Origin of the sequence: Corynebacterium jeddahense, assembly GCF_028609865.1 — a bacterium.
Taxonomy (GTDB): Bacteria; Actinomycetota; Actinomycetes; order Mycobacteriales; family Mycobacteriaceae; genus Corynebacterium; species Corynebacterium jeddahense.
The window spans coordinates 16,527-38,211 of sequence record NZ_CP063194.1 but is presented as its reverse complement, the minus strand read 5'-3'; the positions used below and the strand labels follow the sequence as shown (position 1 = coordinate 38,211).

Genomic DNA, 21,685 nt, shown 5'->3' with positions numbered 1-21,685 from the left:
CTCTTGCCGGCCCACTTCGACCCATTCACCCATAACCCACGACGGAGCACACGATGCCTAAAGCGAAAGTAACCAACGAGCCGGTCCGCCCAGCGAGCACGACCGCGACCGGCGCCACCCGCACCCCGGTGAAGGTGAACACCGGCGGCACGCCGATCTGGTACAAGGTGATCATGTTCGGCCTCATGCTGCTCGGCCTGGCGTGGCTGATCTTCTACTACCTCGCCGGCGACCAGATCTCCTGGCTCGCGCAGCTCGGGCCGTGGAACTACGCGATCGGTTTCGCGGGCATGATCCTGGGCCTGCTCATGACGATGGGGTGGCGCTAGGCCTCTCGCGCTGTTGTTGCACTGTTGTGGCGCTGGCACTTTCGGGTGCCGGCGTCTTTTTTGTTTTTCCGGGCGGGGTAGGGGGTGGTGTCTCAGGGGAATGAGGTCAATATTGCCCTCATTCCCTCGCGGCACCACCCCACCCCCGCCGCTGGGGTGGGTTAAACGACAAAATGTGTGTCTGGCTCCGGCGTGTCGCGGGGTTAGATGTGGCCTTTTTGGATGCCGATTGAGTGTGTGTAGTTGGTGTCGATAGCGTTGTCGTAGAGGGCTGGTCGTCCGGTTTCGTGGTCGGCTTGGTTCTCGTTGTGGGTCAGGGTGGATACTTTGGCGAGTTGGTCCTGGCCCCAGTTGGACTGCCTGGCGATCTCTACCGGATCGTCAGGCAGTTCCGTTTGCAGATACAGCCACCACTCCAGCATCCGGCGTTGATGCTCCCCGGATCTGCCGCGGTGGGTGCGGGCCAGCAGTTTCAGTTGGGCGTTGATGCCGCCTTCTAGGCTGTTGGTGGTGGATTTGATCCGGCTGGCATCGAGGACACCGTCGGGTGGGTCGAGATAGACAAATAACAGCTGGTTGCGCCATAGGTGGTTGAGGCTGTTGTAGGCCTTGCGGGTGCGTTCATGTGTCCATGACCAGGTGCGTTGCCGTGTCGCCGGGTCGGTTGTCCACGTTTTCTGGTTCATCCAGTCGCGGTAGATAGTGCCGTATTCGTGCAGCTGCGCACCCCACGCGGCGGCTTCGTCAAGATCGGTGATTTTCGTGAGGTTGAGCGCAAGCTGGTAGATCGCTCGTCCTGCATCGGTGCGTGGGCGTGCGGTGGTGTGCCGGCGTACCACGCGTTGGGCGTGGACGAGGCAGCGCTGCACTTTCGTTGTGGGCCAGCATGTCTTGATCGCGCTGGCAGCACCTTGGCCGCCGTCGATGACAGCGATCAGGGGTGCGGGGATACGTTCGAGAAGTCTTTGGTAGTCGCGGGTGGTTTCACGTGTGCACCAGTGCCAGGCGATGACGTGATCCAAGGTGGCGGCCACGATGAGACACCCACCGGCGGTGTAGGTGCCGTCAAGAAAGACCTGGTCGTAAACCCGGCCTTCGTGCCCGATTGTGGGATCGGGGATATCAACTAGCCAGAAGTGTTCAAACCGGCGTTGCAGGGTACGAGGATGACACCCTGCTTCGGCGGCAGCGGTGTTCAAGCTTGCACCGGTCGTGAGGTGGGCGATAAATGCTGCGAAGGCTGCGGAGTTGGTGATATCGGGGCGCTGCTTGGTGGTGGAAGCGCCGCAGTTCTTGCACCGCCACCGGGTGCGGTTGGCAGAAGTCTTTCCATTGCGTTTCATCTCGCCGCCGCACACCTGGCAGCGGGGTTGGTTCTTCGGCATTGATCAAGCCAACACCGGCTACTACCACATGCTGCTGTCACACCCCAGTATTTCGCCGCCCCGGGGCGGATATAAGCTCCAGGAGCATATACTTTCCGGATTACCCCTGGTCATCCCAAACAAATCGACGAATCCGGACACACATTTTGTCGTTTAACCCGCTGGGGTGTTGTTTGGGGCGGGTGGGGCCGGAGGTGTCGTCGATACGCGAATGCCAGAAGACATCTCCGAGGTCATCGATGCCACCACCAACACCGTGCGCGACCTGGACCTCCAGCCGTACTTCACCACCTCCACCTGGAAGGCCTCCGGCTTCGCCGGCTCCGTGGCCCTGCGCGTGGAGATCGTCGGCGCCAAGCGCTACTGGGGCGAGTTCCCGGCCGTGACCTTCCGCGTCGAGGTTGCCACCTTCGCCGGCCCGGAGGGCGTCGACCGCCCGATCACCACCACCAACTACAACGGCTCCCACGTCCGTGACCTGGGCTCCGACTTCGACCGCGGCGTGCGCACCTTCGAGGTCACCCTCTCCAACCCGGTTGCCGCCGGGTGACCCAGACCGGCCGCCTCTCCGCTTCGCTTCTGCGCTTCGAATTTCCCGCGCCGGCTGCATTCCCGTGCAGCCGGCGCGGTTTTGCGTGTGCTTTACAGCCCCGCCTTTCGCGCGTTTCCAGCTACTAAGACCCAGCTAATCGTCCCTAGGGGCCAAATAGCTGGCTCTTAGTAGCTGGATCCGCGGGATGGCGACGGGATGGTGGCGGCTGGCGGCCGTCGGCCGGCCGGCGGACACGCGATCTATCCACACCTGTGGATAACTCTGTGCACTACTTCCACAACCCAGTAGAATGTGCAGTGTTTCGTTCGAAAATGCCAGCAATTCTCGGCGTGTCGCTCACCCCGTTCGGCGCGCCGTTCGACTAAGTACACGCGTGTAGTTCTCCACATTGTGGATAACCGGTGTGGAAAACCCGCGCCCGTCGCCTAGTGCACCGGCACCGTCGACGGCATTGTGAGTAGCCAAATCGCCACACACGCCAGCACCAGCGCGACGGCCCCGGTGGCCCAGCGGGTGCGCATACTTCTCGACGTCAACGGCCACGCCATCCCCGCCCCCGCCGCCAACCCACCGAGGTGCCCCCACAGCGACACCGTCCCCGGCGACAGCAGGGTGTACGCCACGTTGACGCCCACGAGGATGAGGGGGGCCCGGAGGTCGGTTCGTCGTCGATACGCAATTGCGATGAGGACGGCCATGAGGGTGTAGAGGGCGCCGGAGGCGCCGGCCGTTGGCGTCGAGAAGCTGAAGGCTAGCACGCTTGTCGACGCCCAAAGGACCCCCGCGAGATACGCCAACACGAACGGCCCGGTGCCCACGAAGCGCTCGACCTCCGCGCCCACGAAGACGAGCATGAACATGTTGACGAAGAGGTGCGTGATGTCGAGGTGGAGGAACCCGGATGTGAGTGTGCGCAGGTAGCCCGGGCCGGCGATTTCGGGGCCGTAGAGGATGGCGTCGGCGCCGACGGCGGAATCCCACACGACGTCCGTGAGGCTGCGGGCCTGCAGCGCGGCGGCGAGGAAGACGAGCGTGCAGATCGCCGCGATCGCCGCGGTGGCGGGGGCGTTGCGGAGGGTGTTGCGGAGCATGGGATTCAGGGTACGAAAAAGCCCCCGCGCGGTGGCGGGGGCGCTCGTTGTGCGGTGCTTTACGCGGTGTCTTACGCGGTGTCCTAGGCGACCTCGATGGACTCGATGACGACGTCCTCGACCGGGCGGTCCATGCGGCCGGTCTCCACGTTGGCGATTTCGTCGACGACCTTCTTGGAGGCCTCGTCCGTGACCTCGCCGAAGATGGTGTGGCGGTTGTTCAGCCACGGGGTCGCGTCGACGGTGATGAAGAACTGGGAGCCGTTCGTGCCCGGGCCGGCGTTCGCCATGGCCAGGAGGTACGGACGGTCGAACTGCAGCTCCGGGTGGAACTCGTCGGCGAACTGGAAGCCCGGGCCGCCGGTGCCGGTGCCGGTCGGGTCGCCACCCTGGATCATGAAGCCCGGGATGATGCGGTGGAAAATCGCGCCGTCGTAGAACGGGCCCTCGTTCGTGCCCTGGGCGTTCGCGGCGGAGTACTCCTTGTCGCCGGTGGCCAGGCCGGTAATCGTCTCGACGGTCTTCGGCGCGTGGTTGCCGAACAAGTCGATCACGATGTCGCCGTGGTTCGTGTGCAGGGTCATGGTCTGCGTTTTCTGAGTCATGCGTTCCAGAGTACGCGGGTTTCGGCGGGCGGGTCGGGGCGGGGCGTGCGTCGCCGCGTGGTCGGGTCGGGGTGTGGTCGCCGCCCCGTTCTCCGCCCCGTTCTCCGCCCCCTCGCCGCGTGATCGCCCCGTTCTCCGCCCCCTCGCCGCGAAAGTCGAGTTCGGGTGGTCGAGTTCGCCCGCTTTACGGGGTGAACTCGACTTCCGCAACTCGACTTTTGGTCGTTGGGCGGGGTGAACTCGACTTTTGGTCGTCGGGCGGGGTGAATTCGACGTTTGGTCGTCGGGCGGGGTGAATTCGACGTTTGGCCGCCGGGCGGGGTGAACTCGACTTTTGGCCGCCGCACCCGCACGCCCCTACACGCGCCAGTGCTCCCCCTTGCTCGGCCGCGCCCGCGTCGCCGGGACCTTCGGCGGGCCGAGCGTCTCCGAGTGCGCCTTGAGCTCGAGGATTTCACGGACGCAACCTTCCTCGTCCTTGAGGATGCGCTTGGGTTTGAACCGGGCGGCGTCGTAAAGCTGCTTGCGCAACCAGTTCTCGCGGTCCAGCTGGTCCTGGGCCACCTCCTCGGCGTTGTGCTTCAGCTTCACCGCGCCGTCGATTTCGATGGCGAGCTGCCCCCACAGCAGGTCAGGACGCACGTAGCGCCCGACCCACATCTGCTCTTCGGCGACGATGCCGCGCTCGAGGAGGACGACCCGCATGAGCGATTCGTACGCCGATTCGGACCACCCCGAGCACCACTGGAACGCCTGGCGCGCGTTCGCGATGCCCTTCTTGCCGGCGAGCCGGCCGATCGTGGCCTCGAGCTCGCCGAGGATGCGCTGCTGCTCCGCTGGGCTTTTCTTCGACAGGAGCGAATCCATCGCCACCACCCCCTCGCGCACGCCGTGGAGTCGGGCGACGTCGACCGCAGTGCGCACCGGGGTGGTCACGCGGAGGACGTCGCCGGGGGTCGCGCACACAATCGTCTCGACGTCCACCGGCGGAATCCCCATGCAGCTGTACTCCACCCCCTCGGGCCACGAGGCCCTGGCCGGCGGCTTCTTCCCGGGCACGGCAAGGGTGACTGCTGCGTGGTGGTCGGGCAGCGTCCACATCCCGTGGATCACGGCGGCCGACCGCCCTACGAGCACCGCTTTCCGCGCCCCCGTCCCCGCCGCGTAGCAGCGCAGGAACTCGCGCTCGTGATGCTCCAGCGCCTCCCAGGCGGCCTCGGGCACGAACTTGTTCGCCGAGAGCCTCAGGCACGGCTGCCGGTCCGCCTCCCCCGGCCGCACCAATAGCTTGACCAACGCTTTCCTGTCCATTGTCCCCCCATTCGTTCGTTTCGCACATGGTAACCCACACCCGAGCAAAACGAAACCCCGCGCCAAAAGTCGAGTCCGGGAAGTCGAGTAGACGCCTCAACACGGGCGAACTCGACCTCCCGGACTCGACTTTCGCGGCCCGCAACGGCCCGCAACGGCCCGCAACGGCCCGCAACGGCCCGGAGGGAAGGGGCGGAGGCGTATCGACGCCCTACAGCCCGCCGACGACCTCGTCGCGCGCGGCCACGAGGTTGCGCAGGGAGGGCTCAACCTCCTTGTAGCCGCGGGTCTTCAGGCCGCAGTCCGGGTTGACCCAGAGGCGCTCGGCAGGCACGTGCTCCAACGCGGCGCGCAGCAGGCCGGCGATCTCCTCCTGGGACGGCACGCGCGGGGAGTGGATGTCCCACACGCCGGGGCCGATCTCGGAGTGGAAGGTCTCGTCGATGTCCTCAAGCAGCTCCATCTTCGAGCGGGCCGCCTCGATGGAGGTGACGTCGGCGTCGAGGCCGGCGACGGCGTCGATGATCTGGCCGAACTCGGAGTAGCAGAGGTGGGTGTGAATCTGCGTGGCAGGCGAAGCCTGCAGCGAGACGAGGCGGAACGCGCGGACGGCCCAGTCGAGGTAGGCCGCACGGTCGTCGCTACGCAGGGGCAGAAGCTCGCGCAGCGCCGGCTCGTCGATCTGGATGACCTTGATGCCCGCGGACTCGAGGTCGCGCACCTCGTCGGCGAGCGCCAACGCGATCTGGTCGGCGGAGACGGACAGGGGCACGTCGTCGCGCTTGAAGGACCACGCGAGGATGGTCACCGGGCCCGTGAGCATGCCCTTCACCGGCTTCTCGGAGAGCGACTGCGCGTAGGAGGACCACTCCACGGACATCGCGGCCGGGCGCGAGACGTCGCCGACGACGATCGGCGGACGGGTGCAGCGGGAGCCGTACGACTGGACCCAGCCGTTCTCGGTGACCACGAAGCCGTCGAGAAGCTCGGCGAAGTACTGCACCATGTCGTTGCGCTCGGCCTCGCCGTGGACGAGCACGTCGAGCCCGATCTCCTCCTGCAGGTCGATGACGCTCTTGATCTCGGCCTTGAGCGCGTCCTGGTACTCGGCGTCGGTGAGCGTGCCTTCGCGGTGGTCGGCGCGCGCCTTGCGGATCTCGGGGGTCTGCGGGAAGGAGCCGATCGTGGTGATGGGCAGGGTGGGCAGGCCGAGCTCGTCGCGCTGGACCTTGTTGCGCTCGCTAAACGACGGCTCGCGCTGCACCTCGCCCGCCGGCAGGCCGGCGACGCGGTCGGCGACGGCCTTGTTGTGGATGGTCTCGGACTCGGCGCGGGTGCGCACGGCACGGTCGGACTGCGCGAACGCCTCCTTCGCGCCCTCCTCGCCCGCGACGAGGGCCTTGATCTCCGCCAGCTTCTCGTCGGCGAAGGACAGCCACGGCGCGACCTCGACGGGCAGGTTGCGCTCCGCCTTGAGGGTGTGCGGCACGTGCTGTAGCGAGGTGGACGTGGACACGGACGCATCGGCGCGGCCCAGGGACTCGAGGACCTCGGTGCGCTCGCGGAGGTTGGCGGCCCAGACGTTGCGGCCGTCGATGAGACCGGCGACGAGGTGGGTCGACTCCGGGACCTGCTCGCGGATGCGCTCCGGGTAGCCGGCGTCCGCCTCGAGGGTCCACGGGGAAAGGTCGACGTGCAGCGCCTCGACGCCGAGCGAACCGAGCACCGGCAGCGCCTCGCGCGCGGAGCCGTACGGGGTGGTCAGGTACACGTTCGGGCGGTCCTCGGACGCCAGCAGCTCGGTCCACGCCTCTTTGAGGTGCGCGGCGATCTCGGCGTCCGGGGTGGACAGGTCGGCCACGACGGCCGGCTCGGCCACCTGGACCCACTCGACCCCAGCGTCCTTCAGGGCGGCGAAGACTTGGCCGTAGGCGTCGATAAGCGAGGGCAACAGGGACCACTCCGCCGGCTTCGACAGGGCGATGAGCGTGACCGGGCCGACGAGGTACGGGCGCACCTTGTGGCCGGCCTCCTCCGCCTCCGACACGATGCGCAGGATGCGCTCCGGCGCCGGCGTGATGTCCTGGCCTGCGGAAATCTCGGGCACGAGGTAGTGGTAGTTGGTGTCGAACCACTTGGTCATCTCCAGCGGCACGCGCGTGTCGTTGCCGCGGGCGAGCGCGAACTCCTCGTCCAGGTCGGCGCCGCCGGGCACGAGGCCGACGGTGAGCGCGGTCTCGAGGACCTGGTCGTAGAGCGCCACGTCCGCGGGGATGGCGTAATCCTCGGTGAGGCCGAGGTCGCGGAGGTGGTTGTAGTTGTTCACGCGCAGCGCGTGCGCCGTGGAGCGGAACGTCTCGGCGTCGATGCGGCCCGCCCAGTAGCTCTCGAGCGCGCGCTTGAGCTCGCGGTTCGCGCCGATGCGGGGGTAGCCCTCGATGGTGGCTTTGGGGAACGTGGTCATGGTTGTCCTTTGTCTAATCCGGTGTGTCTATGCCGATGCGGTCCAAAAAGTCCCGCGTCGCGGCCAGGTTGTTGTGCGTGTACACGTGGAGCCCGCCCGTGCCGGCGTCGAGGATCTCGCGCGCCAGGTTGGCGGTGAGCTCCATGCCGGCCTCGTACTCGTCGTCCGCTTCGAGCAGTTGCTTCTCGACGCCCTCCGGCACCTCCAGCCCCGACAACTCCCCCATGCGCCTCACCCTTTTCAGCGAGGTCATGGGCATAATGCCGGGGATGAGCGGGATGCGCACCCCGGCCATCCGCGCCACCTCCACGAAGTCCAGGTAGTCCTGAGCCTCGAAGAAGAGCTGGGTGATGGCGAAGTCCGCGCCCAGGCGCTGTTTGGTCAGCAGCACGTCCAGGTCGTGGTCGAGGTTGCGCGATTCCGCGTGGCCCTTCGGGTAGCACGCCACCGACAGCGCGAGCTTGCCGGCGGCGAGGTGGAACGCCTCCTCCTCCTGGACGTCCTGGATGAGGTTGAGCAGGTCCGTGGCGTGCTGGAGGTAGCCCTCCGGCAGGCCGGTTTCGGGCAGGTCCCCGCGGAGGGCGAGGAAGCCGCGGACACCGGCGTCGATAAGCACCCGCACCCATTCCTGCAGCTCCTCGCGCGTGCCCGCCGTGCAGGCGAGGTGCGCGATGGGGCGCAGGTCGGTGGTGTCCGCGATGCGGGAGATGACGGCGGCGGTGCCCTCGAGCCACTCGCTGCGGCGCGAGCTGGTTACCGAGACGTAGTCCGGGTTGTAGGCGGCCAGGCCCGCGATGAGCTCGTCGATCTTCCCGGGGTCGTCCGTGGGGCGCGGCGGGATGATCTCGAAGCTGAGCGCGGTCCGCTGGCGCTTCGGCCGGGGGCGGCGGATCAGGGGCCCCTCCCTGTCCAGGGGCGCCGAGGCAGACAGCCGCGTCGAAGGGGAGTCTTCGAACATGGCGGGACCTTTCTCGGCTGGTGTTCAGGTTGTTTCAGGTTGCACCGCGGTTACACGGTGACTTGAAAGATATGTGGCGCGTGGTGGCGTCTCAATTACGCGTGGATTTTGGCGTCGTCGGCGCAGGTCAGCGCGGTGATGAGCGTGAATGTTAATCACCGGTTCTGTACCGCTTGGTTCATTTTTGCGTAACGCTTGGTACGCAAGCAGGTTATCGCGGGGCCGGACCCCCAACCTGCATGTTTCGCTACCCTGGTCGCCGTAACCACACGACGTACAAAAGGAGACCCCATGAAGCTCAACCTCAAGCAGATCGGCCTCGCCGCCACCGCCGCTAGCCAGGCCGCGAAGTACCTCAAGTCCCAGGGCGACAAGCGCGAGCGCGACATCTACCAGTCGCTCCTGGACAACCTCAAGGACGGCGGCCTCGACGACATCCACGACAAGCTCGACATCGACGAGCTCGAGGAGCTCTACGGCGCCGCCCGCGCCCACGCCGGCGACATCACCCGCGACGCCCACGACCGCCTCGACCGCCGCCGCGCCGCCTTCGCCGCGGCCGCGCCGAGCCGCAAGGAGCGCCAGGAGTTCCTCGAGTCCTACGCGAAGCCGAAGAAGAAGAAAAAGAAGGGCGCCGGCAACGTGATCAAGCTGACGCTCGGCACCGCCGCCCTCGCCGGCGCCGGCTGGGCCGCGTGGGAGTTCTGGCTCAAGGACAAGCTCAACTCCGACGAGCCGGTGAAGACGTACCGCCCCGCCCCCACCCGCACCGAGACCGACCGCGCCGGCAACTCCACCATCGTCTACTCCACCCGCACCGAGGACGCGCGCGAGTCCGGCATCGAGGGCAGCGTGTTCCCCGTCGAGCCGTCGCGTGACGACGCCACCTCCGGCACCTCCCGCCTGATCACCGGCACCGGTGCTGGTGCTGGCTCTGCTGCCGGCTCCGGCTCCGACGACGAGCTGCGCCCCCTCGACGACCAGCTGACCACCCTGGACACCCTCGACGACAACCAGCGCAAGGCCACCGAGTCCAGCCGCAGCGTCGAAGATGCCGCGGATGCCGGCCGCCACGAGCTGAAGTAGCCCCGGCGCGCCAACCCACGCGCCAGAACTCACACCGCGGTGCGCCACCCCGCCATCAAGTGCCGCACGAGCCTGTCCCGCACGTTCGGCAGGGTCGACGCGAGCGGGGCGGCCAAGGGGCGCGTGGCCACGATGAGCTCGTTTAAGCCGTACCATGGTGGGGTCAACCCCTCTTGAAAGGAGACCCTCCCATGTTCAACCCGCTCAAGGTCATCCCGTCCGGCATCTTTACCAAGCAGGACAAGGCCGGCGTGCGCCTTTCCTCCGCCGCGCTGCGCATCCCCACCGGCGCGTACATCCTCAACGCCGGCCTGGGCAAGTTCCAGGTGGACAAGGAGGGCGCGGAGGGCCTGCGCGACATGGCCACCGACGGCATTCCGGCCGTCGAGCAGATCGATGCCGAGAACTTCGCCACCGGCCTCGCCGCCGCGGAGACCGCGCTCGGCGCCGCGCTGCTCTGCCCGCTCATCCCGAACCGCCTTGCCGGCCTCGGCCTCGCCGCATTCGGCTCCGGCCTGCTCACCATGTACTTCGGCGGCGACCAGTACACCGAGGACGACGGCATCCGCCCGTCCGACGACGGCAAGGCCATCGCGAAGGATTCCTGGCTCGTCGGCGCCGGCCTGGCGCTCGCCGCGCTGCCGCGCAAGTAGGTCGCGCAGGAAAGCCCCGGCGGTAGACTTCCCGCATGTGAAACGCGCCACAGCCCTCGCCCTCACCGTCGCCCTCATCCTCGCGACGGCGGTCGCGCCGAGGGCCGAGGCGCTGCAGCTGCGCTGCCACCCCGTCCACGTCGTCCAGGCGGCTGGGTCGGGGTTTTCGCATTCCTGGCACCCCGTCGCGCGCGAGACGCTTTTCGACGACGCATCGTCCCCCGCCGACGACCTCCAGATCCGCTTCGGCGCCCGCACCGTCTCCACGTTCCAGGTGAAATACCCGGCCTCGCTCGGGCGCTTCAGCGCGTTCGGCACCGCCGGGGTGCCGCCGGAGGGGACCGAGGCGGCGACGTATGGGGAATCGGTGCGCTACGGGCGCGACGTCGCAACGCTTGAGCTCGAAACCGTCGCCCGGCAGTGCCCCTCCACCCGCTTCATCATGGTGGGCTACTCGCAGGGCGCCCAGGTGGTCGGCGACGCCGCCGCCGAAGCCGCGGCCGGGCGGGTGCACGGCGTCGGGCCGGACCAGATCGCGGGTGTGGTCATGTTCTCGGACCCGGCCCGCGCGCGGCTCGCCGCCCCCGCCGAACCGGAGCGACCCTCCCGGCTCTACGCCCGTCCACCGAAGGGCGTGCGCGGCGCGAACTACGAGACCGTCGTGCCCGGCGGCACGACCATCGACCCCACGTTCGTGGGCATGGCCGGCACCCGCACGGCGTCCTTCAACGGGCTGGGGGGCAAGATCCTCTCCGAGTGCAACGGCGCGGACATGGCGTGCGCGACACCACCCGACTCGGTGATCCGCACCCTCGCCGACGTCGCCATGCGCGACGAGTGGACCGGCCCCTTCAACGCGATCACGGGCATCCGCGTCGCGCGCTTCCAGCAGCTGCTGCAGGACGGCGTCCCCGTCCCGGAGGCGTTCGCGCAGGCGGGCTTCTCCCCCATCGACGCCATCCTCGTCCCCCAGCTCGCCCTCGAGCTCGGCGAGGCGTTCGTCGCCGTCGTGGACCACTCGCGCGCCGCGAGCCCCACCCCGCTCGAGCAGCAGGCGGCCATCGCGCTCCTTGCCGCGCTCCCGGAGCTGGCGAAGGAGGGCGTGGCCTGGCCGTGGCTCTTCCAGGCGCTCTACGCGGTGCGCGGCCTGCTTCCCGACGCCGCCGTGCCCGCCTACGCCCTCGCCCTCACCACCTGCCACGCCCTCGAGGCCGCCGAGCGCCTCGAGTGGCAGCTCCAGCGCATGGGCGCGCTGCCCCAGTCCACCACCGGCACGCAGCGGCGCCGCGAGGTCGCGCAAGCCGCCGTGTCGCGGCTGAGCTACATACTTATCGACGCCTCCGGCCTCCGCCCCGCCTACAACGACCCCGCGAACGCGAACCTGGTCGCCTCGGCGAAGATCGCGGGCGACTTCGGGCCGCGCCACATGTCGTACTACAAGCTCGGCTACACCGACATCCCGGGCGGGTACCGCGTCGACGGCCAAACGGGCTACGACTACGCCATGGGCTGGCTCGGCGACGTCGTCCGCGGCGTGGTCGACGCTGCCGGCTAGCGGGGCATGCGAAAAGCCCGCCGGGGACATCCCCGGGGGGCTTTCGCCGCGCTAGACGCTACTACTAGTGCTCAGGGGCGGGCTTGTCCGTCGGCTTCGCCTCCGAGTTGCCCGGCTTGGTCGAGGACGCGTACTGGATGTTCTCCTTGCCGGTCGCCTTACCGAACTGGTAGGAGGAGGTGTACTCCTCGGCGCCGCAGGCGCGCATGACGCCGTCCACGGCCAGCAGGCCGAGGGTGATCGCGCCGAGCGCGGACGCAGCGAGGCCGATGGCCTGCGGGTTCTGGATGTTGAACGCCGCCTGGATCTCGGCCGCGGTTGCAGAGCGGTTCTCGTCGTAGATGCCGAGACCCTTCTGGATCTGAGTGTTCGCATCCTGGATCGCCGCGTTGATCTGCGCGGACAGGCCCTCAAGGCCCGGGATCTGCACCTGGGAGAGGATGCCGACCGGGATGGCCAGCAGCAGCGGGGCGGTCAGGCCCACGATGCCGGCGATGCACTTGCCGTCGAGCTCGACGTCAGCATTGCCCGCGGTGGCGCCGGTGGTGGGCACCGTCTTCGTCGTCTCGGAGGACGTGTCGATGTTGACGGTGATGGTCAGCTGCTGCTCGTCCCAGCCCTGCATGCCGTTCTCGCCGACGAAGATGTACTTCACCGGGATGTCGCAGTCGCCCGGCTTGATCTGCTCGCCCTTCGCCTTCTTCTCGGCGATGCACTTCTGGATCTCAGCCTTGGCCTCGTCGCTCAGGGAGATCGTCGCGCCCTCGGAGGTGCCCGCGGACTTGACCTTGTCACCGTTCTCGGTGACGGCCATGCCCTTGACGCCCTCCGGGAACTTGATGGTGATCTCGCCCGTGTAGGTGCCGTTGTTGATGACGACCGGCAGCTTGTCCTTGTCGGCCTTGCCGTAGTCGTCGTTGCGGCCGATGGTGTTGCCCTCGGCGGTCACGGAGCCGGCCGGCACGACGCTGAGGATGAGCGTGCGGACGACGTCGCCGTTCTGGTTGCGCTCCTCAACGGTGACGAAGTCGCCGATGCCGTTCGCCTTCGCCGTCAGCGTCAGGGCGCCGTTGTCGCCCTTCTTCTGGTCGACGAAGTTGGAGCCGGAGACGACCGTCAGGGTGTTCGCCTTGTCCAGCGGCTTGAACTCCTTCGCGGAGCCCACCATGACGAAGTCACGGTCGGTGCGCTTCTGCTGCACCTTGCCCTGGGTGATCCAGACGGTGTAGCGGCTAATCTCCTCGCCCTTCGGGCCGTACTCGGCAACCACGCCACGCTTACCGGCGGCGTCAGCCTTCGGCTGCAGGATCCACTGGTTGCCCTCCAGCTTCGGAGCCTCGAAGTACTGCGAGCCCTCGATGACCTTGAAGCTGCTGTCGCCGTTCGCCGCTGTGGCGATGAACTGGGAGTTCGTGCTCACCGTGTACTCGCTGAGCTGCACCTTCGGCGTCACCACGTTGATCTCGTACCTCGCCCAGGTGCCGCGGTCGTCGTAGACCTCGACGACGGACTTGCCCGTCTTTTCCGGCACGCCCTTGATCACGAGGTGGTCGCCCTCGCGGACGGGGTTCACAATGCCCTCGCCCTCGATGACGCGGAACTTGTCGTCGTTGTTGAACGGGACGCGGGCGGTGCCGTTCCAGTTCATCTCGCGCGACAGGGTCGGGAACGACGCCTCGCGGCCCGGGGTGACGTTGATGGTGTAGCGCTCGAAGAGGAAGCCCTCCTTCGTGCGATTCTCAACGACAAGCTTCCCGTCGGCGGTGCGCTTGAAGTCGAGCACGAACTTGCCGCCCGCCTCCGGCGTCTTCGCCAGCAGGTCCTGGCCCTCGGTGACGGTGAGGTTGGTGCCCGCGAGGGTGATCTGGTTGTCGGACGTGACGTTGTACTCGAGCTCGCGCACCGGAGCCGGGGCGACGGTGTAGATGAAATCGGTCACCGGCACGTAGGTGGTCTTGCCGTCCTTGACCACGGCCTGCTGCTCCCGGACCTTGACGGTACCCTTGGCGCCCGGCTTGAAGTACAGGGTCCACTGGCCGGTGGCGCCCATCTTGGAGCGGTCCGTGTCGATGAGGTCCTTGCCCTCGATGATCTCGAGGGTGTTGCCCGGGATGTCCTGCTCCTTGTCATCCTCGAAGCCGCGCGTGATGCGAACCTCGGAGCGGTCCACGACGTCGCGCTCGCGAGTTTCGAGGGAGAGCTTGTCCAGGTCGCGTGCCGAGTTGATGCGCACGGTCCAGACGACGAGGAGGTTGCCGTCCTTGTCCTTGACGTGGACGATGACGTCGCCGTAGTTGTCGCCCTTCGGGGTGACGCGCAGCTTGCCACCGACCTTCTCCACGTCGGCCTTGTCGCCGCCGTCGACGACCTCGAAGGTCCAGTCCTTGACCTTCGGATCGATCTCGGCGAACGGCTTGTCGGCCTTGTCGTTGGAGTTGACGTTGGTGATCTCGTCCGTGCGCGTGACCGGGCCGAACTGATCCTCGATGATCTTCAGGGTGTAGTTGTAATCCACACCGTGCGCGTCCGTGAACACGATCTGCACGTCGCCGGTCGCGTCCTTGTTCGGCTTGATCAGCCAGTTCTGGCCGTCCTCGCTCTGCTTGATGTCGACCTTGTCCTTGCCGGAGACGATCTTGTAGGTGCCGCCGCGGCGCTCGATGATCGCCGTGGAGGTGTTGTAGATCTCGCGGGTGACGTCGAACTTCGTGTCGTTGTTCTCGATCGTGATGATGTTCTCGCGAACGTCACCGTTCTCGTTGGTCACGCGGACCACGACGTTGCCGCGGACGTCCTTGTCCAGAACCTCGACGGTGATCTTGTTCTCGTCGTCGACCACCTTGATGGTGCCCGGCTTCGGCTGGACGCGGTTGCCGTTCTCGTCAACGAGGTACCAGTTGTACTTCTCCTTGACGTTCTTGTCGATCTCCTGGACGCGGTTCGAGGAGCCCGGGTTGATCGTGTAGAAGTAGTTGTTCACCGTGACGTTGGTCTTGTCCACCACGTTGATCGTGTCGGACACCTTCACGGTGTAGACGTACTGGTTGCCCTGGCCGTCGGTGATGAGGATCTCGACGTCGCCCTCACCCTTGAAGTCCGGCTTCGGGGTGATAACGAGCTTGCCGTCGTCCGTGCGCTCGACGTCGACGATGTCGCGGCCCTTGGTGATCTCGAAGGTCCAGGAGTCGCCGACGTTCTTCGGGACCTCGATCTCCTTGGACTTCTCGCCCTCGACGAAGCCCGCGAAGTAGTAGTACTCGTGGACTTCCTTCGTCTTCTCGATGACCTTCTCGCGGTACTCGGTGTAGTTGTTGTACACCGTCGAGGTCGAAACCTCCGGCTTCGGGGTGACGGTCGTGGTCACGCGACGCGTCGTGGCCGGCACGGTGACCTCGGTGGTCTTCACCGGGGTCGTGGTCAGCGTCTGCACCTCGGTGCTCGGCTCGCGGGTGATGGTCTTCGTCTCAGCGGTGCGCGTCTCGGTGACCGTCTGCGGCTCGCCCGGCTCCGTCAGGGTGGTGACGACGGCCGGCGGCTGGGTGATCCTGGTCTCCGTCTTCGGCGTGTTGTTCACCGTGGTGGTGTAGGTGGAGGTGACCGGCTCCGGGGTGACGGTCTTGGTGACCTCGCGGCCCGGCGTGGTGACGGTGGTGACCACCTGCTGGCCCGGGAGGGTGGTGGTCTCGGTCACGGTGGTCGGCGGGTACTTGATGACGTTCGTGCGCGTCGTCGTCGGCAGCGTGATGGTCTCGGTGACCGTCGTGGCCGGGCGGGTGCTGGTCACGGTCGACGTCGTGGCCGGGAGCGTCTTGGTCTCGGTGACCGTCGTGGCCGGGTGGGTGACCGTCGTGACCGTGGTCTGCGGCGGCTGGTTCACCGTGGTGGTGACAACGCGGGGCGGCTGGGTGACCGTGGTGGTCACTTCCTTCGCCGGCGGGGTGGTGTAGATGGTCTCGGTAATCTTGCCGTCCCAGCCGTCCTTCGGCGGGTTGATGCCCGGCTGCTCGATCGGGATGATGCGCTGGAAGGTCACACCCCGCTGGCGGGTCATCTGGTAGTTGTAGTTGTTCGGCACCAGGATGGTGACGTAGTTGTTCTCGTACTGCTTCTTCCACGCGTCAAGCTTCGCGCGATCCTTCGGCACGAGGTAGTAGTTCGGCACGCCCGAACCCGCCTTGACGGTGCCGTATGCGATCTCGAAGCCGGTGAGGTTGCGGAACTGCGACTGGCTCACCTGGTAGCCGAACTGGTCCGGCGTGCCGTAGAAGATGTTCCCGCGGACCTCGTTCAGGGCGGCCAGGTCGTTGCCCAGCAGCGCGCGCAGGACGGTCGTCTCAACGTCGATCGCTTGCTTCTTGCTGGCGTCGCCCTTGTCGTACGCCTCGTAGTCCTTCGTCAGCTGCGTGACCACGTTGATCGCTGCGGCGCGGACGTCGTCGTTGATCTTGAAGCCGTCGCCGTAGCGGCCGGAGCTACCGGTGAGCTTGCGGACGGAGTAGCCGCTGGAGTTGGCCCAGGGGTTATCCAGGCCCCAGTCGATGCACCATCCGGAGCCCTTGTCGGTGGGCAGCAGCTTGATGTTGGCGTCCTGGTATCCGGTGCGGGTCTGCTGGTAGTAGCGGGCCTCGTCGGCCTGAGACAGCTGCTCGTAGGCGCCTGCGGTCAGCCACGAGTCAGCGGTGGTCTTGGCGGCGGCGGACGCATCCGGAGCGACTACAGCGATGGACCCAGCCACCATCGTGGCCGAGACGAGCGCGGTCATCACGCGCTTCTTCAAATGTGCGTTCTTCAACGGCTTCTTTCCTTACAAGTCGGAGGAGATATTCGAAGCAGCCTTGAGATCACCTGAACACGGATCTCCAAACTGATAAACACACATTTAATCGCAAGAACGCCTTGGAGAATAGTCCGAACCCCTGCATAACACCCCAAAACGCCAGATCACCCCCACAAACCCCAAAATCCGGCCCGCTGACCTTGACCTTTAGACAGTACTCAGGAAGAAAAACACAAGGTGATCTTCACCACAATCACAACGATTGTTCAACAACGCGGGTACCAACGTCGAAAGCCCGGAACCATTCCGGTTCCGGGCTTTCGGGGCGCTAGGCGGGACTACTTCTTGTCGTCCGCCTTGCCGGAGGAGCCGTACATGAGGGTGTCGTTATTGGTCGCCTTGCCAATCTGGTAGGAGGACGTCATCTCCTCCTGGCCGCAGGCACGCAGCACCTGATCGATCAGGAACAGGCCGAGCGTGATCGCGCCGAGCGAGCCAGCGGCCAGCTGGAGCATCTGCGGGTTGTCCACGGAGAACGCGCCCTGCAGGCTCGCGGCGCGCTGCGCGCGATCCTCGTCGTAGATGCCCAGGCCCTTCTGGATCTGGTCGTTTGCCTGCCGGATGGCGTCGTTAATCTGCGCGGAGAGGCCCTCGAGGCCCGGGATCTGCACCTGGGAGAGGATGCCCACCGGGATGGCCAGCAGCAGCGGGGCGGTCAGGCCCACGATGCCGGCGATGCACTTGCCGTCGAGGTCGGACGAGCCCTGGTCGGCCCCGGAATCACCGTGCGCACCGTTCTTGTTCTCAGAATTGGTGTTGACGTTGATCTCCAGCTTCGCCTCACCCTGGCGGATGCTGCTCGGCAGGCCGATGATCTCGAGGTGGTCGGTGCCGGCCGGGATCGGGGCGCCCGGGAGGACCTGGATGCCGTCCTCGGTCGGTTTGACCCACTTCGGGTCGAGCACGGTGCAGCTGCTGCCGTTGCAGGTGTTGACGATGACGGAGTTGGAGCCGCCCTCGACCTTGATTGTCCAGCCCTTGTCGCGGTCGCCCTTACCCTTCTCGGTGAGCTTCGGCGGCTCGGCGGTGGTGCCCTGAGCGGTTTCCGGGACCTCCATCTCGATGACTCGCACCAGGCTGCCCTGCGCGTCGAGCTCCTCGACCACGACGTAGCCGGACTTGCCCTCCTGCGGGACGATCTGCAGCTCACCCGGCGCCGGCTCGACAACCGTCACGATGTCGTTGCCGCGGCGGACGTGCAGCGTGTTGCCTTCCTTGCCGGCGACGACCTGGCCGTCGACCTGCTCGAGGAAGACGCGACGCTCTTCCTTGTAGCCCAGCGGCGTCGGATCCGGCTGGATCGTGATCTCGTGGCGCTTGACGATGACGTCACCGCGCGTCTCCACGACGGTGACGGTCTTGCCCACGGAATCCGGACCCTTCGGGGTGAGGATCCACTCGCCGTTGCGCTCCTCGATGTTGACCCACTGGGAGCCAGACTCGACGGACAGCGGGTTCTTGTTCACGCGGGTGATCTTGAACGTGCCGCTCTGGGTGAGGTCGAAGGAGTTGTTGATCGTGGACCCGGTGGCGCCACGCTTCGTGCCGTCCACCGCGAGGGGGTAGCGGTACACGACGGTGCCGTTCTCGTCCTTGACCTCGAGGGTCGCGGCGGTGCCCTTCTGGCCGCTCTTCGGCTTGAGCACGAGCGTGTCGCCCTGGCGGGTGACGTCGACCACGTCGTCGCCCTTGAGCTCGTAGGTGTAGTCCTTCGGCAGCGACACCTCGGCGCGGCTGTCGCCCGTCAGCTCAATCGTCTGCTCCTGCGCCTGCACCGGGGTGACGTTGTAGGTGAACTCCTGGAACGGGATGCCGCGGGAGTTGAGGTTCTCGATGACCACCTTGCCGGTCACGCCCGGCTTGAACACGACGCTTCCGGCCGTGAGGTGGGTCTTGTTCAGGTCGAGGAGGTTCTCGCCCTCGACGACGCGGATCTCGGAGCCGCCGGGCTTGATGTCGGAGATCTCCAGCGGGGAGCCAGCCTTGACATCCTTTTCACGCTTTTCAACATCGCCCTTTGCCACGTGCAGGGTGTAGATGGCGATCGGCTTGCCCTGCGCGGTCTCGGTGACCTCAATGTCGCCCTCAAAGCCCGGCTTCGGCATGATGCGGTACTTGCCGTCCTGGAAGACGACGGTGGCGTTGTCCTTGCCCTTCGTCACCTTGATCTCGTTGCCGGCGTCACCCGGGGTGAGCTCCACCGTGTTGCGGTCGAGGATGTTGCGCTCGGTCTTCACCGGCTCGAACTTCTCGTCCTGGATCGGCTGCGCGATCACGGTGTATACGCCGACGAGGATGCGGCCGCCCTCGGCGTTCTTGTCCTCGGCGTAGAGGTTGAACGTCGCGGAGCCGTTCACCTTGTTGACGATCTTGTAGCCGCCGTCAACGGGCAGCCAATCCCAGTTCTTCTTGTCGCCGGAGATCTGCTCGAGCTTCAGACCGTCCTCGGCCTTGATCGTCGCGCTGTCGCCCTCGTTGATCTTGATGGTCTGGACGTCCACCAGCACGTTGGTGCCCTGCTTGATCTTCAGGGTGTAGGTGTAGACGTCGCCGTTCTTGTCGGTCGCCTCGATGACCGCGTCGCCCTGGGCGTCCTTGCGCGGGGTGATGATCCAGAAGCCTTCGCTGTCACGCGAGATGCTCTCGATGAACTCGGCGCCGGAGACGATCTTCGGCTGCTTCTCAACGTCATTGACCTCGAGCTTGTAGGAGTTGGCGTTGCCGATGATGCGGGTCTGCTCGAAGCGGTTGCGGGAACCGTCGATGTTGAAGATGTAGTTGTTCTGGTTGCGGTTGTTCTCGGACTTGCCCTTTTCGAACACCTCGATCTTGGAGGTGCCGGACGCGCCCTCGTTGAACGTGACCTTGAGGCCGCCGTCGACGAGGCCAGTGGTGATGTTCTGGCCACCCTCGGTGATCTTGTAGTCCCAGTTCTGCGGGATCTGGATCGTCTGGTCCTTCGCGCCGACGCCCACGTTGAAGTAGTGGTTGTTGACCGTGACGTTGTTCTCCACGATCTTCTCGGACTTCTCGTTGACCACGTTGATCGCGTACTCGTGGCGGTTGCCCTCGCCGTCGACCACGACGACGCGGACGAGGCCGCGGCCCTCGCGCTGCGGGGTGATCTTCAGCTGCGCCTTGCCGTCGACGATGACTTTCTCAACCTTGACCAGGCCGTTGGAGTCGTCGACAAAGTCGATCTTCCAGTCGCCGAGGCCCTCGACCGGGATGGTCTGGGAAGCACCCTCCTTGAAACCGAAGTCGAAGGCGTAGCTGTAGTGGCGGTAGTAGCGCTCGACCTCGGTCGTGCGCTCGATGTTGGCCACGTTCTTGATGGTCTCGGTGACGTAGGAGACCTCGGTCTTCGGCGCCGCGGTGACGGTCGCGGTCTCGGTGACCGGCTCGAGCGTCTTGGTGACGGTCTCATAGGACGGCTCAGCCGTCTTGGTCACCACTGCGGTCTGGGTCTGGCCGTCGACGGTGGACTGCGGGGTCACGGTCTCGGTGACGGTCTTGATCACCGGCTCTTCCTTGCGCACCGTGACGGTCTGCGCCGGCAGTGTGGAGGTGACGGTGGTCGGCTGCACCTCGCGGGTGTAGGTCTCGGTCACGCCGGACATCTCCGGGCGACGCGTCTCGGTGACGGTGGTGTCCGGCTGAGTAACGGTCTCGGTCACCTGCGTCTTCGGCTGGTAGTACTCGGTAACCGTGAGCTTCGGGCGCTCCTCAACCCAGGTCTCTGCGGACGGCTGGACGCGCTCGGTGACGGTGACAACCTGGCCCGGCTTCGTCTCGGTGACGGTGACCGGCGGCTGGGGCACCCACTTGGTCTCGCGGACCTCCGGGCGCTTCACGTTCGGCTCGTAGCCCTCGAGGCCCGGCTGCGCGACGATGACGATGCGCTGGTGCGTCGGCTCGATGTTCTGGTCCGCGTACACGTTGTAGTCGCGCGGCACCAGCACGGTGACGTACTCGCCGGACTTGACGTTGAGCTGGTTGAAGACCTGTTCGTTCTTCACCAGGTAGAAGCGGGTCTGGCCGAGCTGCCTCTTCGGGTTCTGCGCGACGTCGAAGCCGGTCCACTGCAGGAACTCCTGCGCGGTGACCTTCGGCGGCAGCTGAGCGTAGCGGTCGCGCGGAATCGCGGTCACGGAGCCCTCGATGAGGCCGCGGATCTTGTCCAGGGTTCCCTCGTCGTTGGACAGCAGCGCCTGCAGCGCCAAGTTCATCTTCTTGACCTGGTCGCCGTTGCCGCGCTTGTACTCGGTGAGCATGAGCTTGGTCAGGTTGATGGCGGCCTTCTGGATGTCCGGGTGGATGCGCAGGTCGCCGCCCAGGTCGCCGTTAAAGCCGTAGTAGCCGGACGTGCCGTCGAGCTTACGGACGTCGAACAGGGTGTCCACCTGCGGCACCGGCAGGTCCTCGTCGATGCACCAACCCGCGCCGTACGCGGTGTTGAAGTTGCCGAACGTGGCGTGGTCCGCGCGGAACTGCTTGTTGTACGCCTTCGCGGCGTCGAGGTCGGCCTGGTCGAGCTGGGAGTACTGGCTGGTAATGCGGATGTCAGCGTCGGCGGAGGGAGCGACGATCGCTACACCACCGAAAGCCACCGTGGCGGAAACCATGGTGGCCATGACGCGCTTCTTAAGCTGTGCGTTCTTCAACGGCTTCTTTCCTTACAAGTCGGAGGAGATATTCGAAGCAGCCTTGAGATCACCTGAACACGGATCTCCAAACTGATAAACACACATTTAATCGCAAGAACGCCTTGGAGAATAGTCCGAACCCCCGTATAACAGCCCAAAACGCCAGATCACCCCCACAAACCCCAAAATCCGGCCCGCTGACCTTGACCTTT

General features: G+C 66.1%; 13 protein-coding genes. 5 read left to right on the top strand and 8 right to left on the bottom strand.

Annotated elements, in window-relative coordinates:
• Nucleotides 1-53: 53 nt before the first annotated feature.
• Nucleotides 54-329: a cell division protein CrgA gene (gene crgA, locus CJEDD_RS00145; RefSeq protein WP_042408862.1), complete on the top strand. Its 276-nt coding sequence runs from the start codon at nucleotides 54-56 to the stop codon at nucleotides 327-329.
• A 203-nt stretch (nucleotides 330-532) separates the two neighbouring features.
• Here the strand turns inward: crgA and CJEDD_RS00140 are convergent, their stop codons facing one another.
• Nucleotides 533-1,714 carry an IS1249 family transposase gene (locus CJEDD_RS00140; RefSeq protein ID WP_273657494.1) on the bottom strand — a complete coding sequence of 394 codons (1,182 nt, stop codon included), beginning with the start codon at nucleotides 1,712-1,714 and terminating at the stop codon, nucleotides 533-535.
• A gap of 211 nt (nucleotides 1,715-1,925) precedes the next feature.
• Between CJEDD_RS00140 and CJEDD_RS00135 the strand changes: the two genes are divergently transcribed.
• Entirely contained in the window at nucleotides 1,926-2,264 is a 339-nt protein-coding gene (locus CJEDD_RS00135; RefSeq protein WP_052333892.1) for a hypothetical protein, read from the top strand.
• 428 nt (nucleotides 2,265-2,692) lie between these two features.
• On the opposite strand, the gene CJEDD_RS00130 is transcribed toward CJEDD_RS00135, so the two are convergent.
• The 5 genes from CJEDD_RS00130 to CJEDD_RS00110 all read right to left on the bottom strand — a co-directional run bounded on the left by CJEDD_RS00130 (nucleotide 2,693) and on the right by CJEDD_RS00110 (nucleotide 8,696).
• A complete protein-coding gene (locus tag CJEDD_RS00130; RefSeq protein WP_042410475.1) occupies nucleotides 2,693-3,358 on the bottom strand; it encodes a rhomboid family intramembrane serine protease in 666 nt (221 codons plus the stop codon).
• 83 nt (nucleotides 3,359-3,441) lie between these two features.
• Entirely contained in the window at nucleotides 3,442-3,963 is a 522-nt protein-coding gene (locus CJEDD_RS00125) for a peptidylprolyl isomerase (protein ID WP_273657554.1), read from the bottom strand.
• Nucleotides 3,964-4,320: 357 nt separating this feature from the next.
• Nucleotides 4,321-5,274: a DUF559 domain-containing protein gene (locus tag CJEDD_RS00120; RefSeq protein ID WP_042408477.1), complete on the bottom strand. Its 954-nt coding sequence runs from the start codon at nucleotides 5,272-5,274 to the stop codon at nucleotides 4,321-4,323.
• 211 nt (nucleotides 5,275-5,485) lie between these two features.
• A complete protein-coding gene (metE, locus tag CJEDD_RS00115) occupies nucleotides 5,486-7,738 on the bottom strand; it encodes a 5-methyltetrahydropteroyltriglutamate--homocysteine S-methyltransferase (RefSeq protein WP_042408479.1) in 2,253 nt (750 codons plus the stop codon).
• A gap of 13 nt (nucleotides 7,739-7,751) precedes the next feature.
• Nucleotides 7,752-8,696, bottom strand: a complete 945-nt coding sequence (locus CJEDD_RS00110) for a methylenetetrahydrofolate reductase (protein ID WP_042408480.1) — start codon at nucleotides 8,694-8,696, stop codon at nucleotides 7,752-7,754.
• A gap of 291 nt (nucleotides 8,697-8,987) precedes the next feature.
• Between CJEDD_RS00110 and CJEDD_RS00105 the strand changes: the two genes are divergently transcribed.
• From CJEDD_RS00105 to CJEDD_RS00095, 3 genes are all read left to right on the top strand, one after another.
• A complete protein-coding gene (locus CJEDD_RS00105; RefSeq protein ID WP_042408483.1) occupies nucleotides 8,988-9,782 on the top strand; it encodes a hypothetical protein in 795 nt (264 codons plus the stop codon).
• Nucleotides 9,783-9,973: 191 nt separating this feature from the next.
• Nucleotides 9,974-10,435 carry a hypothetical protein gene (locus CJEDD_RS00100; protein ID WP_042408484.1) on the top strand — a complete coding sequence of 154 codons (462 nt, stop codon included), beginning with the start codon at nucleotides 9,974-9,976 and terminating at the stop codon, nucleotides 10,433-10,435.
• A 37-nt stretch (nucleotides 10,436-10,472) separates the two neighbouring features.
• Complete coding sequence (locus CJEDD_RS00095; protein ID WP_052333838.1) at nucleotides 10,473-11,990, top strand: cutinase family protein; 1,518 nt, start codon at nucleotides 10,473-10,475, stop codon at nucleotides 11,988-11,990.
• A 64-nt stretch (nucleotides 11,991-12,054) separates the two neighbouring features.
• Here the strand turns inward: CJEDD_RS00095 and CJEDD_RS00090 are convergent, their stop codons facing one another.
• Entirely contained in the window at nucleotides 12,055-16,782 is a 4,728-nt protein-coding gene (locus tag CJEDD_RS00090) for a hypothetical protein (protein ID WP_273657553.1), read from the bottom strand.
• Between the two features lie 323 nt (nucleotides 16,783-17,105).
• Nucleotides 17,106-21,491, bottom strand: a complete 4,386-nt coding sequence (locus CJEDD_RS00085; RefSeq protein WP_042405307.1) for a hypothetical protein — start codon at nucleotides 21,489-21,491, stop codon at nucleotides 17,106-17,108.
• Nucleotides 21,492-21,685 lie beyond the last annotated feature (194 nt).

Bases quoted from the DNA above. Each gene is read 5' to 3' on its own strand.
- CJEDD_RS00120 (WP_042408477.1), bottom strand. From the start codon at position 5,274: ATGGACAGGAAAGCGTTGGTCAAGCTATTGGTGCGGCCGGGGGAGGCG.
- crgA (WP_042408862.1), top strand. From the start codon at position 54: ATGCCTAAAGCGAAAGTAACCAACGAGCCGGTCCGCCCAGCGAGCACG.
- CJEDD_RS00130 (WP_042410475.1), bottom strand. From the start codon at position 3,358: ATGCTCCGCAACACCCTCCGCAACGCCCCCGCCACCGCGGCGATCGCG.
- CJEDD_RS00140 (WP_273657494.1), bottom strand. From the start codon at position 1,714: ATGCCGAAGAACCAACCCCGCTGCCAGGTGTGCGGCGGCGAGATGAAA.
- CJEDD_RS00110 (WP_042408480.1), bottom strand. From the start codon at position 8,696: ATGTTCGAAGACTCCCCTTCGACGCGGCTGTCTGCCTCGGCGCCCCTG.
- CJEDD_RS00125 (WP_273657554.1), bottom strand. From the start codon at position 3,963: ATGACTCAGAAAACGCAGACCATGACCCTGCACACGAACCACGGCGAC.
- metE (WP_042408479.1), bottom strand. From the start codon at position 7,738: ATGACCACGTTCCCCAAAGCCACCATCGAGGGCTACCCCCGCATCGGC.
- CJEDD_RS00135 (WP_052333892.1), top strand. From the start codon at position 1,926: ATGCCAGAAGACATCTCCGAGGTCATCGATGCCACCACCAACACCGTG.
- CJEDD_RS00100 (WP_042408484.1), top strand. From the start codon at position 9,974: ATGTTCAACCCGCTCAAGGTCATCCCGTCCGGCATCTTTACCAAGCAG.
- CJEDD_RS00105 (WP_042408483.1), top strand. From the start codon at position 8,988: ATGAAGCTCAACCTCAAGCAGATCGGCCTCGCCGCCACCGCCGCTAGC.